This window comes from Kitasatospora sp. NPDC024654 (assembly GCF_055559155.1).
Genome location: NZ_JBVHLF010000015.1, coordinates 1 through 14,416, shown reverse-complemented (window position 1 = coordinate 14,416; position 14,416 = coordinate 1). Strand labels below are relative to the sequence as shown.

The window sequence follows — 14,416 nt, the reverse complement described above, 5'->3', positions numbered from 1 at the left end:
CCCGCTGCGGGACGGTCAGCGGGTCGCGGGTCCGGTTCCTACCCGCGCCCGACGTGACGTGCCAAGCCATCCAGGATGAGGGCCAGTCCGGCCTCGAAGGCCGACTCGTGATCCATCGGTGGGACGTCGGCCGTGCGGTCGGCGCCGTCGCCGCGGTCGGCGTCCACCTGTTCCTCCAGGACGCTGCCCAGGGTGAAACGGCCGGCGGCCAGCATTGCCGTCCAAGCGGCCCGCTCCGGCACGCCCGACGCGATCAGGAACGCCGTCTTGTGGGCGAGCCGGTCGAGGTCCACTCCGCCGGGCATGCTGCCGGCGTGGAGCCGCGCGCCGTCGCGGCGCGTCAGCAGGGCCCGCCGGAAGCTGCGCATGTTCTCCGGGAACCAGTCGCGCCAGTCGTCGTCGGGCTCCGGCAGCGGGGCCGTGGCATGGGGTGCCATGGCGGCTTCGGCCATGGCGCTGAGCAGCTCCTTCTTGTTGCGGAAGTGGTAGTAGAGCGACGGCTGTTCGACGCCCAGTCGCTTCGCCAGTTGTCTCGTGCTGACGGCGTCCAGGCCGACCTCGTCGAGCAGGTCGAGCGCGGAGGAGAGGACGGTCTCGCGGTTCATTTTCGCCACCTTGACAACCTATCGCCGATAGGTGACTCTCTCAAAAGGAAACTATCACCGATAGAAATGGTGTGCGGCATGACGCTCGGACCAGGAACCACCTCCCTGAGGGTCCTCATCTGCGGCGGCGGGATCGCCGGGCAGGCTCTGGCCCACTGGCTCGCCCGGGGAGGTCACCGGGTGACCGTCGTCGAGCGCTTCCCGGCGCTGCGGGCCACGGGTGCCCAGGTCGACCTTCGCGGCCAGGGCATAGACGCCGTCGAGCGCATGGGGCTCCTCGACGCCGTCAGGAGCAAGCTCGTGGACGAGCCCGGTGTCGCCTTCGTGAACGCCCGCGGCAGGGTCCGGGCGACGATCATGGCCAACACCTCCGGCAGGGGCCGGCAGACCCTGACGTCCGAGTACGAGATCATGCGCGGGGACCTGGTGCGGATCCTCCACGACGCGACGAAGGACGGCGTGGACCACGTGTTCGGCATCAGCGTGGAGCGTTTCGAGCAGGACGGGAAGAGGGTCGTCGCCCACTTCTCCGACGGCTCCCGCGACGAGTTCGACCTCCTGGTCGGTGCGGACGGGCAGGGATCGCGCATCCGCCGGGCCATCCTTCCGCCGGGCTCTGCCGATCCGTACCGGCCGCTGGGAATCCACCTGGCCTACTGGTTCATCCCGCGCATCGCGTCGGACGGCAACATCCGGGACACCTACCACGCCCCCGGTGGCCGGATGATCATGCGCAGGAGCCACAACCCGACCGAGACCCAGGTCTACTTCGCGCTGCGGGAGCGGTCTTCGGAAGCCTCAGCCGTCCACAGGGAGCCGGTCGAGCGCCAGAAGCAGTTCTGGACCGAGAGGTTCCGCGACGCGGGCTGGCAGGCCGAGCGGTTCCTCGCAGGCATGGCGGAGACCGAGAGCTTCTACTCCCAGGAGGTCGTGCAGGTGCGCACGGACACGTGGTCCCGGGGGCGCGTGGTCCTGGTCGGCGATGCCGCACACTGCGCATCCCCGTACAGCGGCATGGGGATCTCCGGCGGCCTGGTCGGCGCATACGTCCTGGCCGGTGAGATCAACCGGCACGCCCACGACCTGCCCACGGCCCTGGCGAACTACGACACCGTGCTGCGGCCGTTCGTCGACGAGATCCAGGCCGCGGTGAAACCGCGTCTGCTGCGCCTGGCCATGCCCACGAACCAGCGGGCCATCGACGCCTTTCACGCCCTCGCGGCGCTGGCCTGCTTCCTGCGCCTCCCCGATCTCGTCGCGCGCCACGCGAAGGAGGACCGGGGCGGCGGTTGGCAGCTCCCTGACGTCCCTGGCCGCGACGCCGGCTAGAGGGTCGTGTCCCGCCTTGTGGTGTAGCCGATCTTGCTTGAGATCTTCACGGATGCTCGGCTAACGAGAAGCCGGACAGCGCGCCCGGACCGAAGCCCACAGGCTGACGGCCCGTCAAGCCAGGCGGGGGCTCCTCGAAGCCGGGATTCCGGTCGTGAACTGCGCTTTTGTCACCTTGATCGGCTACACCACGAGGCGGGACACGATCGGCTAGAGGGCTACAGCTGGCAGGAGCGGTCGCGGTCGGCCGAGTACAGGTGGCTGTCCCGGAACTGCTCGGCGCCCAGGGTGCGGCCGACCAGGATCACCGCGGTGCGGATCACCCCCGCCTCCTTGACCTGGCCGGCGATGTCGGCCAGGGTCCCGCGCAGCACCAGCTCGTCGGGGCGGCTGGCCATCGCGACCACCGCGGCCGGGCAGTCGGCGCCGTAATGCGGCAGCAGCTCCGCCACGATCCGTTCCACGTAGCGAGCGGCCAGGTGCAGCACCAGCAGTGCTCCGCTGCGGCCCAGGGTGGCCAGGTCCTCGCCCTCGGGCATCGGGGTGGCCTGCTGGGCGATCCGGGTCAGGATCACCGTCTGGCCGACGGTCGGCACGGTCAGCTCGCGCTTCAGCGCGGCCGCCGCGGCGGCGAACGCCGGTACGCCCGGCACCACCTCGTACGGCACGCCGGCCGCGTCCAGCCTGCGCATCTGCTCGGCGACCGCGCTGAACACGGACGGGTCGCCGGAGTGCAGTCGGGCGACGTCCTGGCCCGCCCGGTGGGCCCGGACCAGTTCGGCGGTGATCTCGTCCAGGTTCAGCCGGGCGGTGTCGACCAGCCGGGCGTCCGGCGGGCACTCGGCCAGCAGTTCGGCCGGGACCAGGCTGCCCGCGTAGAGGCAGACGCCGCAGCGCGCCAGCGTCCGGGCCCCGCGGACGGTGATCAGGTCGGCCGCTCCGGGGCCCGCACCGATGAAGTAGACGGTCACTGCTGTCCTTCCTGTTCCCGTAGCGGGGGCTTGACCACCGACCACTGGGTGACCGGCATCGCCTGCCGCCACCCGGTGAACCCGCCGACCGGCACGGCCTGCGCGACCGCCAGCCGCAGCAGCTCCCCGCCGTGCTCGCGGTACCACCGGGTGAGCAGCGCCTCGGACTCCAGCGTCACGGTGTTGGCCACCAGCCGGCCGCCCGGTGGCAGCGCCGCCCAACAGGCCTCCAGCAGGCCGGGTGCGGTGAGCCCGCCGCCGATGAACACCGCGTCGGGGCACGGAAGTTCGGCCAGCGCGGCGGGCGCCGGTCCGGTCACCACGCGTAGTCGCGGCACGCCCAGTGCGGCGGCGTTGCGCTCGATCCGGGCGGCCCGCACCGGGTCGCGTTCGATGCTGACCGCCTGGCAGGCGCGGTGTGCCCGCAGCCACTCGATGGCGATGCTGCCGGAGCCGCCGCCGACGTCCCAGAGCAGTTCGCCGGGTGCCGGCGCGAGCGCCGCGAGCGTGACCGCCCGAACTTGACGCTTCGTCAACTGACCGTCGTTCTCGTAGAGTTCGTCGCGCAGGCCGGGCACCAGCGAGCCGCGCGGGGTGCCCGGGGCGGCCCGGCACTCGACGGCGACCAGGTTGAGCGGGTCGCCCGGCGGGTGTGGCCAGTCGTCCGCGGTGCCGGTCAGCATGCGCTCGGCCGGACCGCCCAGCTGCTCCAACAGGTGCAGCCGGCTGGGCCCGTAGCCGTGCTCGCGCAGCAGGCCGGCGACCGCCGCCGGGGTGCTGGCGTCGGCGCTCAGCACCAGCAGCCGTGCGCCGTCGTGCAGCGCACCGGCCAGCGTGGCGAGGTCCCGGCCGACCAGGCTGACCGTGCCGGTCTCCTCCAGCGCCCAACCCAGCCGGGCACAGGCGTAGGAGGCGGCCGACGGGTGGGGCAGTACCCGCAGCCGCTCGGCGCCCAGCAGCTCGGTCAGGGTGCGGCCGATGCCGAAGAACATCGGGTCGCCGCTGGCCAGCACCGCGACCCGGCGGTCGCCCTGGGCGGCCAGCAGCCCGGGCACGGCCGGGCGCAGCGGCGAGGGCCAGCCGATCCGCTCGGCGGTGACCTCGGCGGGCAGCAGGTCGAGCTGCCGGCGTCCGCCGATCACCACCTGGGCGGCCGTCAGCGCGGCGCGCCCGTCCGGCGCGAGCCCGGCCCAGCCGTCCGCCCCGATCCCCACGACCGCCACCGGCGGGGGTGTGGGCTGACTGGTCAACGGGGGCTCCTCGCAGGTCGGGGCGGGTGGGCACGGGCAGCCTACCGGGCGGCGCGGCCCGGGTGACCGGCGGACCGGTGTGATCCTCCGCGCGCCCGCGGTCGGGTACCGCGCGGCCCGGCGGCACTCCGCGGCCGTCGACGTCCGGCCCGGCCTGAGACGATCGGCCCATGACGACCACGACCACCCTGAGGGCGGAGGGCCTGCTGCTCCGCCCCTGGCGGCCCGAGGACGCGACCGCGCTGGCCGACGCCGCCCGGGACGCCCTGCTCCGCCGGTTCACCTCGCTCACCGTGGCGGACCCGACCGAGGCACGCGCCTGGATCGACGTCCAACGGCACGGCTGGCGGACCGGCGAGCGCCTGGCGTTCGCCGTCTTCGCCGCACGATCCGACGGAGTGGAAGGCGAGTTGCTCGGCCAGACGGTTCTCAAGCGGAACTCGGAGGCCGGTCAGGGCGTCGCCGAGGTCGGCTACTGGACCTCCGCTCCGGCCCGTGGTCGCGCGGTCGCACCGCGCGCCCTGGAGGCGCTCACTCGATGGGCCTTTGCCAGCTACGAGTTGGACCGGCTGGAGCTGTTCCACCGAGTGGACAACCACGGCTCCTGCCGGGTCGCCGAGAAGGCGGGCTATCCCTTCCGACAGCTGCTGTCCACTCGGCCGCCGGCGTTTCCCCGGGAGGGGCACCTGCACGTGCGGACCGCTGTGACACCGGCCGGCTGACTCCGTCCGTTCACTGCCAGATCATGTTGTTCGCCTTCACGCCGTCGGCCTGGACGGTGTGCGCGGTGTGTGTGGTGTGTGCGGCGGCCGGTGCGCCGAGCGTGGCGAGGACGGCGGCGGCCAGGGTGACGAGCGCGGCGGTGGCGGCCTGGGCGAGACGGGACCGGAGCATGATGGGCGTCCTTGGCTGAGGGCGACAGGGGTGGTCCGGTCGTGCGTCCCGCGGTGACGCGCCGTCCGGTGAGAACTACTCTCATCGCTGGTCAGAGCCGGTGGAAGGGCTGCCGGCTGGACGAAAACGGCCTTGGACGGTTCTGTCCAGCGGGCAGTCCTCGCACCGGTGGGGAGTGCGTCCGCCGACCGTGGTGGCCCCTGGCCGGAACCGTCCACGAAGTGGCGTTGGCCGGCGTCTTAACGTCGTGCAATGATCAGGTCGCACGTTTGGAGACCTTGTCACCGGGGGGTTCAAGGAATGCTCGCGACTTTCGGGCTGGACGCGACGGCCGAGGCGGTCTACCGGGCCATGCTCGCGAGGCCACGGGAGGGCGTGGCGGGGCTGGCGGCCGTGCTGGCGCTGCCGGAGGACGAGGTGCGGCAGGGGCTGGACACGCTGAGCGAGCTGGCACTCGTCCGTCCGTCGCACGACCGGGACGCCGGGCCGCGGGCGGTCCCGCCGGACATCGGCATGGAGTTGCTGATGGCCCGGCAGCAGGAGGAGTTGGCGGCCCAGCAGCAGCGGATCGAGGCGTCCAGGGCGGCGGCGGCCCAGCTCATCGCGGAGTACGCCGAACTCCGGCCGGCGGCGCCCCACCCGGGTGTCGAGCAGTTGGTCGGGCTGGACGAGATCCGCGACCGCCTCGCCACGCTCACCCGCCAGGTGGAGACCGAGGTGATGACCTTCGCGCCGGACGGCGGCCACACCCCGGAGAGCATCGCCGCCGCGCGGCCGCTCGACGAGAACCTGTTGAGCCGCGGCATCCGGATGCGGACCGTCTACCTGGACAGCGTCCGCAACAGCGCGCCCACCGTCGAGTACACCGAGTGGCTGGCCGCCCTGGGCGGGCAGGTCCGCACGGTGGCCTCGCTGCCGATCCGCATGATCGTGGTGGACCGGAGCACCGCGGTGATCCCGGTCAACAACGACGACACCGCGGCCGGTGCCGTCGTGCTCACCGGCCACGGCACGCTGACCGCGCTGTGCGCGCTGTTCGAGAGCGTCTGGGCGGCGGCCGAGCCGCTGGGCGGGGTGGCCCCACGGGAGACCGGTGGGCTCACCGGCCAGGAGGCGGCCGTGGTCAGGCTGCTCGCCGAGGGCCTGACGGACGAGACGATCGCCAAGCGCCTCGGCGTCTCGACCCGCACCGCCCGCCGGATCGCCACCGACCTGATGACCCGGATCGGCGCCCGCAGCCGCTTCGAGGCCGGCGTCCGGGCCGTCCAGCACGGCTGGCTGCCGCACCACCTCTGAACGCCGGGCGCGCCCCGTCCGATTCCTCCCTACCGGCGCCCGGCCGCCGCGTTCAGTGAGGGATCGAGAAGGACCGGCTCCGCCGTCCGCACCCGCGCCAGCTCCGTCGGGTCCAACTCGGCTGTGGCCAGGGCCTTTTCGGCCGGACCGGCGTCGGCGAGCAGGGTGCCGTCCGGCCCCCAGACCGCGCTGCCGCCGCAGCCGTGGTACGGACCGCTGGGACCGCTGAAGTTGGCCAGCAGCACGTAGCCGGTGTTGTCCAGCGCCCGCGCCGGGAAGAGGATGTCGCGCTGCCGTTCACCGTTCCCACGGCCGAACATCGCGCCCACCAGGTACCCGTGGCACCCGGCGAGCGCGGCGGCCCGGGCGTGCTCGGGGAAGCCGGAGTCCCAGCAGATGCCGAGCCCGAGGCGCCAGCCGGCCAGCTCGACCGTGCAGCCGCTCGACCCCGCGCCGAAGCCGGCCGCGCGTTCGGTCGGGGTGACGTGCTGCTTGTCGTACTGGGCGACCAGGTGGCCGTTCCGGCCGAGGACGAGCTGCGAGATGAGCGGTCCCCCGTTCCCGGGATCGAGCGTCGGCGCCCCGACCGCCACGGCGGTACCGGTCTCGGCGCAGGCGGCGGCCAACGGGTCGAGCCGGGGGTCCGTGCCGCTCAGCATCTGGCGGCCCGGGTCGGCCAGGATCCCGGGCAACTCGTACCCGGTGAGGAACAGCTCCGGCAGCACCAGCAGGGAAGCTCCCCGATCGGCGGCCCGCCTGACCAGTGCGGCACTGGCGGCGACGTTGGCGGCGACGTCCAGCGGGACGCAGGGCGCCTGGCCGGCCGCCAGGGTGATGGGGGTGGTGGGCAGATCGTGCAGATGATCCATGTCTGATCAACCTACCGCACCGCGTCCCAGGCCCGGCTGGCCGTTCGGCCGGCGCCGCGAGAGTGGGTTTGGTTCTCCAACGGTTCCGGAGCTACAGTGAATCCAGTTTTCAAACTTGCTTCGGGGCTCGAGGAGGAGACCGTCATGCGTGATGCCGTCATCGTCGAGGCCGTCCGGACCCCGATCGGCAAGGGGAAGCCGGGCGGGGCGCTCTCCACGGTGCATCCGGTGGAGCTGCTCGCTCACACCCTGCGCGCGCTCGTCACTCGCAGTGGGATCGATCCGGCCCTCGTCGACGACGTGATCGGCGGGTGCGTCGACCAGGTCGGCGAGCAGGCGATGAACACCACCCGGTACGCCTGGCTGTCGGCGGGGTTCCCGGACTCCGTGCCGGCCACCACGGTGGACCGGCAGTGCGGCTCCTCGCAGCAGGCCGTTCACTTCGCCGCGCAGGGCGTGATGTCCGGTGCGTACGACCTGGTGGTGGCCTGCGGGGTCGAGTCGATGAGCCGGGTGCCGATGTGGTCCAACGTGCCGAAGGGCGCCGACGTCTTCGGCCCCGGTGTGGCCGCCCGCTACCCCGAGGGGCTCGTCCCGCAGGGCATCAGTGCCGAACTCATCGCCGCCAAGTGGTCGATCGGCCGGGAGGAAATGGACGTCTTCGCCGCCGCCTCGCACCAGAAGGCCGCCCAGGCGCACCGGGACGGGCTGTTCGACGCCGAACTCGCCCCCGTGCCGACGGCGTGGGGGACCGTCGCCATGGACGAGTCCGTCCGTCCCACCACCACGCCCGAGATCCTCGCCGGCCTGCGCCCGTCCTTCGCCGACCCCGGCTTCACCGAGCGGTTCCCGCAGATCGAGTGGTCGGTGACGGCCGGGAACAGCAGCCCGGTCAACGACGGCGCCTCCGCCGTCCTGATCACCAGCGGTGAGACCGCGGCCCGGCTCGGCCTGCGGCCGTTGGCGCGGCTGCACAGCTTCGCCGTGACCGGCTCCGACCCGCTGCTGATGCTCACCGGGGTCATCCCCGCCACCGAGAAGGTGCTGCGCCGGGCCGGGCTCGGCCTCGGCGACATCGATCTGTTCGAGGTCAACGAGGCCTTCGCGAGCGTGGTGCTGACCTGGCTCCAGGCGACCGGCGCGGACCCGGCGAGGGTCAACGTGAACGGCGGTGCGATCGCCCTCGGGCACCCGCTGGGCGCGAGCGGCGCCCGCCTGATGACCACGCTCGTCCACGCGATGCGGCAGCGCGGCGCGCGCTACGCGCTGCAGACGATGTGCGAGGCGGGCGGCCTGGCCAACGCGACGGTGCTGGAAGCACTTTAGGACCCACTTCGAAGGGGGAAGTCGGCCCGGCCGACTTCCCCCATGCAGCACGCGTGCCAGCTCAGCCGCAGTCAGGCGTGAGCGAGCCGACCCGGCGGCCGTCCAGCTCGTGGTTGCCGTAGCCGCTGACCTCCTGCTCCTCGCCGGCGAAGTCGGGCCGGTCGTTGAGGCGGACTACGCAGCCGAAGCCGTCCGGGAGCGGGTTGCGGACGGACTTGGGGAAGATGGCCGGCTCGATGTCGTCCAGCTCGCGGAGGTTGAAGCCGGTCTTCGTCACCTTCGCGTCCACGGCGAGGAGCACCCGCCCGGTCTGCTGCGGTCCCTCGAACAGGCAGAGGTAACCCTGCTTGCAGGCGGCGGCGTTGGGCTCGGCCTGCACGGCCGGGGCGAAGGCGGCCGAAAGACCGAAGGTGAGCAGGGTGCTGACGGCGAGTCGGGCGACGGGGTGACGCATGGGCGAGCAACTCCTCGATGGGGAGAGTGTGGTGACGAAGACGCAGTTCGATCACGCCTCGATCACCGGACGTTAGCATGCGTCCACTTTCCGTTCATATTCGTAACGTCGCTTTTCGGACAGTGCGGTGAGGGCGGCCGCGAGCAGGGCGGCCCGCCCGGCGGCCGGTGGGAAGCGGTCCGGCGCCACGTCGTGCTCGGCCCAGCCCTGCTCCTGGAGCCGGAGCAGCTCCCGGTGCACGTCGCCCGGGTCGGTCCACCGTGAGGCGTCGGCACAGACCGCCACGAACCGCCAGTCGGGATCGGCCACGGCGAGTTCGGCGGCGAGCGCGGTGAGGGCCTGCCCGGGGGCGGTCGCCGCCAGAACCTTCAGGGCGGCGACGCGGACGCCGGGCAGCGGGTCGTCCCCGTACTCGGCCAGCACCTCCTCGATCCCCGGCCGGTGCCGCTCGTCGAGCCGGTACAGCCGGGCCAGCGCGGCGGCGGCCTCGGTGCGGACCGTCGGTTCCGGGTCGTCGTCCAGCAGCCGGACCAGCAGCGAGACGGTCCGGCGGTCGCACGGGACGTCCGGCCGCACGGCCACCACCGCGGCGGCCACCCGCCGCACGCCGCCGTCCGGGTGGTCGAGCAGCTCCAGGAGCACCGGCGCGCAGTCGTCGCGGACGGCCAGATAGAGCGGGAGCGCGGCGACGAGCACCACGGGGTGCTGGGCCGGCCCGCAGATCCCGTCGAGCAGCCGTGCCAGCACCGGGACGAACCGCCGGCCCTTGTCGTGGCCGGCCACCAGCACCTCGAGCAGTTCGGCGCCGAGCGCGACCGACTCCGGATCCCCCGAGCGCAGCAGCGCGGCCCCCTCGTCGAACACCTCCCCGGCGGCCGCGCCGCCGGCCTCGTCGAGCACCCGCCGGCGCCGGTGGTCGCCCGCCGGGTGGGCCCGCGCGCGGAGCAGGAGCTCGGCGACGTCGACGTGCCTGCGGTGCAGGTGCAGAAGCCGGCCCAGCATCTGGCCCCCCTTTCGTCGGCTGGCTCCATTGTGCGCCGGGAGAAGGGGAGTTGAGGGTGTCCGGGGGCGCCGGGGTGGTCGGTGGTCGCCCGGGGGAGGCACGAACGGCCGGTCCGGCTCGGCGGACCGGGGCGGGCGGCGGCCGAGCGGCGATTCCCGGTGATCAACTCCCTGGCCGCCCGGCTGCTCCCCTTCGCCCGGCTGGACGCACCCTGCTGGACGCCGCGACCCCGGCCGGGTCCGCCGGCCGCCGCTGCTGCCGGGGGGCGCTGGCTACGGCGCTGGGCGCGGTGGTCCGGCGCGAGCCGCCGCTCTCCGACCGGTCGGGCGGCGATCGGGACTGACCACTCGGAATAGCGTGAGCCCGTTTTTTCCGAGCAGGTTTCTTCCGTCGCACCGCGCCATTCCGAGATATTCCTCACGCCCGCTCCGGCAACGGAGCGGTCAACCTCGCCGTCGAGGCGTGAGGATCATGAAGATTGCGATCAACGGCTGGAGTGCCGCGTACCGGTGGAGGTATGGTCGAGCACCGTGTGGCAGCATGGCGTGCCGGTTGGAGCAGCGGGGATCACGGAGGGTGGCTGGTCACTCGGCTCGCGTGTTCGGACATGGCCCGCGGGTCACGCTGTGCAACCAGTCACCGAACTGAATTTCGAAGGGTAAAGCGGCATGTCCACGATCACACGGCTCCGACCCGTTCCCCGGCGAACTGCGGGGTCCGATGTCTGACCGCGGATCGCCGAGCGGGCCGGCCAGACTCCGCTCCTTCCTGCGCACCCGGACCGCCCTCGCCGCCGCGGCGTCCCTGATCTCCCTGATGAGCTTCGCGGTGCTGCGGCACTTCCAGAACATGTCCATGGTCGACATGCTGGTCTACCGCGCCGAGGGTGCGGCCGTCTGGAACCACCAGGACCTCTACGCGATGCGGCTGCCCGGCTGGGACCTGCCGGCGACCTATCCGCCCTTCGCGGCCATGCTGTTCGTGCCGAGCTCCTGGTTCGACGTGACCCCGCTGCGCGCGATCGTCACGCTGCTGAACGTGGCTCTGCTGGGCCTGCTCGCCTACCTGGCGTTCAAGCTGGTCGGCTGGCCGCGGGAGCGGCACCGGCTGATCGGTGCGATCCTGGTGGCCGGCTTCGGCGTCTGGCTGGAACCGGTCTACACCACGCTGCAGTACGGCCAGGTCAACCTGGGCATCGCCTGCCTGGTGCTCTACGACTTCACCCGTCCCGACAACCACCGCTACAAGGGCGTCGGGATCGGTCTGGCGGCCGGGATCAAGCTGGTGCCGGGCCTGTTCGCCGTCTATCTGCTGCTCACCGGCCGGATCCGGGCCGCTCTGGTCGCCGGCGGCACCTTCCTGGCCAGCGCGCTGATCGGCGTCGTCGCGCTGCCCGGTGCGTCCTGGGGCTACTGGACCGACTACATGTGGGACACCCGCCGGGTCGGCATCACCGAACTGGTGGACAACCAGTCGCTGCGCGGCGCGATCTGCCGGCTGCTGAGCAGGCACGACCCGGGCATGATCGCCACCGTCGGCACCGGGCTGGCGCTGCTGCTCGGCCTGTCGGTCGCCGTGGTGGCCGGTCGCTCGGCCCGGGTGATGCGACGGGCCGAGGCGTGGGGCGTGATCTGCACCGCGCTGACCTCCCTGCTGGTCTCGCCGATCAGCTGGACGCACCACTACGTCTGGTGCGTGCCGCTGTTGATCCTGCTGCTCACCGAGGCGGTCCAGGAGGCCGGGCAACCGAGTGAGCTGCGCCGGCTGCGCTGGCGGCCGGCGTTCGTCGCGGTGCTGCTGGCCTTCCTCTCCTACGCGATGTGGCTGGTGCCGCAGGCCGGGGGGCTCGGGGTGCCGTGGAACTGGCAGGTGCCGTCGTCGGTCTATCCGGTGACCAGCCTCGCGGTGCTCGGCGCGATGGCGTACCGGATGTGGCCGGTCGGTCGCGACATGATCCGCCAGTGGCAGCTCGGCCGGGCCGAAACCGCTCAGGAACCGGCCCGCAGTGCCGCGTTGACAGGTCAAAGGTAGTCAGAGGTACAAGATGGTCACCCAGCAGGTACAGGTAGACGCGCCGACGCGTGGCCTGATCCCGGCACAGGTCCGCCGGCAGGCCGGCAACCTGTTGACCGGAACGCTCGGTTCGGGCCGGCGCCGCACGGTGTTGTTCGCGCTGCTCTGCTTCGCGGTGACCTGCGCGATCGACATGCAGTACTGGACCTCGGTCCAACTCGGCGGATTCGACCTGGGGATCTTCGACCAGGGGATCCGCGGATACGCGCATTTCCACCTGCCGATATCCGAGGTCAAGCGCTACCACCACGAATTCCCGCCCGGATTCTCACTGCTCGGTGACCACTTCTCGCCGATCCTGGCGCTCTTGGCCCCGCTCTACTGGATCTGGAACGATCCGCGTTCGCTGCTGATCGGGCAGTCGCTGCTCTTCGCGGCGGGTGTTCCGCTGGTGCGGCGGATCGCGCTGGCGAACTTCGCACAGGCGCCGGGCCGGGTGGCCCGCCGCGCCGCCGACCTGGCCATGCTGGCCTACGGCTTGGGCTGGCCGTTGCTGAACGCCGCCAAGGTCGGTTTCCACGAGGTCGGGTTCGCCGTCCCACTGACCCTGCTGATGCTGGAGCGGGGGGCGGCCCGGCGGTACGGCGTGACGATCGCCGCCGCGGTGCTGCTCTGCTGCACCAAGGAGGACCTCGGACTGCTGGTCGGCGCCTACGGCCTGGTGCTCATCCTGCGCGGCCGGCGCTCCGGCGACCGGCGTGGCGTGCGGGTCGGCGCCGGGTTGCTGGTCGGCGGCCCGATCGCGACGGCGGTGGCGATCCAGTGGCTGATCCCCGCGATGGGCGGTGAGCCCGGCTACTACTGGAACTACCAGGAGCTCGGGCCGAACGCCGGCGCGGCGGCGGTCAACGTCCTGCACGACCCGATGCTGCTGGTGCACGGCGCGTTCAGCGCTCCGCTCAAGCCGCTGCTGGTGCTGTGGCTGTTCGGCACGCTGCTGTTGCTGCCGCTGCGCTCGCTGACGGTGCTCTGCGCGGTGCCGCTGCTGGCCGAGCGGATCCTCTCCACCAACCCCAACCACTGGTCGATCGCCCGGCACTACGACGCGTTCCTGTGGCCGGTGTTGGTGACCGCGACGATCGAGGCGCTGGCTCGGCTGTACGCCGTCGAGCGGACCCGGCGTACGGCGCACTGGCTCGGTGTCACGGTGGTCGGCTTCACGGTCGCCGCCGCGCTGCCGCTGGGCCTGATCTCGCTGGCCACCCCGGGGCGCTGGCGGCCGGAGGCGAGCGAGGCCGCGCTGGTCAGGGCGGCCGCGATGATCCCCAACGGCGCCACGGTGGAGGCCGACAACCAGGTGGTGCCGCGGCTCACCGCCCGCACCAACGTCGTGCTGGTGGACGAGACCCCGCGCGGGATGGACTACGTGCTGATCCGCTCGGTCGGCCGGTCCTTCCCGTTCTCCTCCGACAAGCAGCAGGCCGACCGGATCCAGCTGCTGCTGGCCAACGGCTACCAGCAGATCTGGGGGGACGACGGCGTGGTGCTGCTGCACCGGGTCAGCGACGTGCCGATCCCCGGCGAGGAGGTCCCGGGGCCGGGCAGCCACCCGGTCCAGGACGTCGTCCCGTCCGACGTCGGGCACAACCTGTTCCGCGGCTGATCCGGCGGGATCCGGGGCAGCGGACCACCCGGACGGCGCCGGGCCTCCCGGCCGGGAGGCCCGACGGGCCTACGGCTTCCAGTAGTCGCCCGACATCACCAGGTACACCAGCATCTTGATGCTCTCCCCGTAGTACCCGTCCCCGAACGGGTTGGTGCCGAGCTGCTTCCAGATCGCGTCGGTCCACGCCTGGTCGCCCGCCGCCATCGCGGCCGGGCCGACCGCGTCGCCGGCCTCCTCGGCCTGGTCGCTGGTCGAGTACGGCGTGCAGTTGAGCTTGGTGTGCGGGTAGACCTTCTGCGGGTTGCCGCCCGACTCGCCCTTCAGACAGGCGGATTCGAGCTTCGCGGTGGTGTACGAGACCGCCGCCGTGGAGCTGCCGTTGAGCAGCGCGTCGGTGCCCAGGTGCCAGGGGACCCGGATGGAGTTGTAGCCGACGATGTTGTCGGGCTGGTCCTCCTGGTAGTCGGCGGGGGCCGGCTTGGGGCTGGTGGTGTTGGCGTTCACCACGAAGTCGGAGAGCAGGCCGCCCTTGGCCGAGTACCCGTGGGTGAACTCGCTGATCACCGCCTGGGTCCGGTCGAGCACCTTGGTCCAGTCGTGCGCCGGGTCGTACGCGGCGAACGCGCGCAGGTGGTCGATCATCGAGTCGGACGGCCGGGTGTCGGTGTTCGGCCCGTCGTCCTCGCACTTCAGGTGGCCGTCGGGGGCGACGTCGTGGGCGTAGACGTCGGCCAGCCAGG

At 72.3% G+C, this 14,416-nt stretch carries 13 protein-coding genes and 1 pseudogene; 6 read left to right on the top strand and 8 right to left on the bottom strand.

What is annotated here, in order from left to right:
* Window positions 1-38: 38 nt before the first annotated feature.
* Window positions 39-605 carry a TetR/AcrR family transcriptional regulator C-terminal domain-containing protein gene (locus tag ACZ38L_RS11970; protein WP_465691805.1) on the bottom strand — a complete coding sequence of 189 codons (567 nt, stop codon included), beginning with the start codon at window positions 603-605 and terminating at the stop codon, window positions 39-41.
* A gap of 78 nt (window positions 606-683) precedes the next feature.
* On the opposite strand from ACZ38L_RS11970, the gene ACZ38L_RS11965 reads away from it, so the two are divergent.
* Complete coding sequence (locus ACZ38L_RS11965; RefSeq protein ID WP_465691803.1) at window positions 684-1,934, top strand: FAD-dependent oxidoreductase; 1,251 nt, start codon at window positions 684-686, stop codon at window positions 1,932-1,934.
* 218 nt (window positions 1,935-2,152) lie between these two features.
* On the opposite strand, the gene cobM is transcribed toward ACZ38L_RS11965, so the two are convergent.
* Window positions 2,153-2,905 (bottom strand): precorrin-4 C(11)-methyltransferase, encoded by a 753-nt coding sequence (cobM, locus tag ACZ38L_RS11960; RefSeq protein ID WP_465691801.1) that lies wholly within the window; start codon window positions 2,903-2,905, stop codon window positions 2,153-2,155.
* Complete coding sequence (gene cbiE / locus ACZ38L_RS11955; RefSeq protein WP_465691799.1) at window positions 2,902-4,155, bottom strand: precorrin-6y C5,15-methyltransferase (decarboxylating) subunit CbiE; 1,254 nt, start codon at window positions 4,153-4,155, stop codon at window positions 2,902-2,904. The genes cobM and cbiE overlap by 4 nt, the downstream gene beginning before the upstream one ends.
* 170 nt (window positions 4,156-4,325) lie before the next feature.
* On the opposite strand from cbiE, the gene ACZ38L_RS11950 reads away from it, so the two are divergent.
* Window positions 4,326-4,877 carry a GNAT family N-acetyltransferase gene (locus ACZ38L_RS11950; protein ID WP_465691797.1) on the top strand — a complete coding sequence of 184 codons (552 nt, stop codon included), beginning with the start codon at window positions 4,326-4,328 and terminating at the stop codon, window positions 4,875-4,877.
* Window positions 4,878-4,887: 10 nt separating this feature from the next.
* On the opposite strand, the gene ACZ38L_RS11945 is transcribed toward ACZ38L_RS11950, so the two are convergent.
* On the bottom strand, window positions 4,888-5,049 hold the full coding sequence (locus tag ACZ38L_RS11945; protein ID WP_465691795.1) for a hypothetical protein: 162 nt from the start codon (window positions 5,047-5,049) through the stop codon (window positions 4,888-4,890).
* A 300-nt stretch (window positions 5,050-5,349) separates the two neighbouring features.
* On the opposite strand from ACZ38L_RS11945, the gene ACZ38L_RS11940 reads away from it, so the two are divergent.
* Window positions 5,350-6,345, top strand: a complete 996-nt coding sequence (locus tag ACZ38L_RS11940; protein ID WP_465691793.1) for a LuxR C-terminal-related transcriptional regulator — start codon at window positions 5,350-5,352, stop codon at window positions 6,343-6,345.
* 29 nt (window positions 6,346-6,374) lie between these two features.
* On the opposite strand, the gene ACZ38L_RS11935 is transcribed toward ACZ38L_RS11940, so the two are convergent.
* Window positions 6,375-7,214 (bottom strand): carbon-nitrogen hydrolase family protein, encoded by an 840-nt coding sequence (locus tag ACZ38L_RS11935; RefSeq protein WP_465691791.1) that lies wholly within the window; start codon window positions 7,212-7,214, stop codon window positions 6,375-6,377.
* A gap of 144 nt (window positions 7,215-7,358) precedes the next feature.
* Between ACZ38L_RS11935 and ACZ38L_RS11930 the strand changes: the two genes are divergently transcribed.
* Window positions 7,359-8,540 (top strand): thiolase family protein, encoded by a 1,182-nt coding sequence (locus ACZ38L_RS11930; RefSeq protein ID WP_465691789.1) that lies wholly within the window; start codon window positions 7,359-7,361, stop codon window positions 8,538-8,540.
* A 61-nt stretch (window positions 8,541-8,601) separates the two neighbouring features.
* Here ACZ38L_RS11930 and ACZ38L_RS11925 read toward each other — a convergent pair whose 3' ends face one another.
* Window positions 8,602-8,994 (bottom strand): hypothetical protein, encoded by a 393-nt coding sequence (locus tag ACZ38L_RS11925; protein ID WP_465691787.1) that lies wholly within the window; start codon window positions 8,992-8,994, stop codon window positions 8,602-8,604.
* A 72-nt stretch (window positions 8,995-9,066) separates the two neighbouring features.
* Window positions 9,067-9,996: a HEAT repeat domain-containing protein gene (locus ACZ38L_RS11920; protein WP_465691785.1), complete on the bottom strand. Its 930-nt coding sequence runs from the start codon at window positions 9,994-9,996 to the stop codon at window positions 9,067-9,069.
* A gap of 721 nt (window positions 9,997-10,717) precedes the next feature.
* Between ACZ38L_RS11920 and ACZ38L_RS11915 the strand changes: the two genes are divergently transcribed.
* Both ACZ38L_RS11915 and ACZ38L_RS11910 read left to right on the top strand, forming a co-directional pair.
* Window positions 10,718-12,028 (top strand): glycosyltransferase 87 family protein, encoded by a 1,311-nt coding sequence (locus ACZ38L_RS11915; protein ID WP_465691783.1) that lies wholly within the window; start codon window positions 10,718-10,720, stop codon window positions 12,026-12,028.
* Window positions 12,029-12,041: 13 nt separating this feature from the next.
* Window positions 12,042-13,673, top strand: coding sequence for a DUF2079 domain-containing protein (locus ACZ38L_RS11910; protein WP_465691781.1), 1,632 nt, complete (start codon window positions 12,042-12,044; stop codon window positions 13,671-13,673).
* 69 nt (window positions 13,674-13,742) lie between these two features.
* Here the strand turns inward: ACZ38L_RS11910 and ACZ38L_RS11905 are convergent.
* Window positions 13,743-14,416 (bottom strand): annotated as a pseudogene (locus tag ACZ38L_RS11905) (glycosyl hydrolase family 8); the annotation flags it as partial.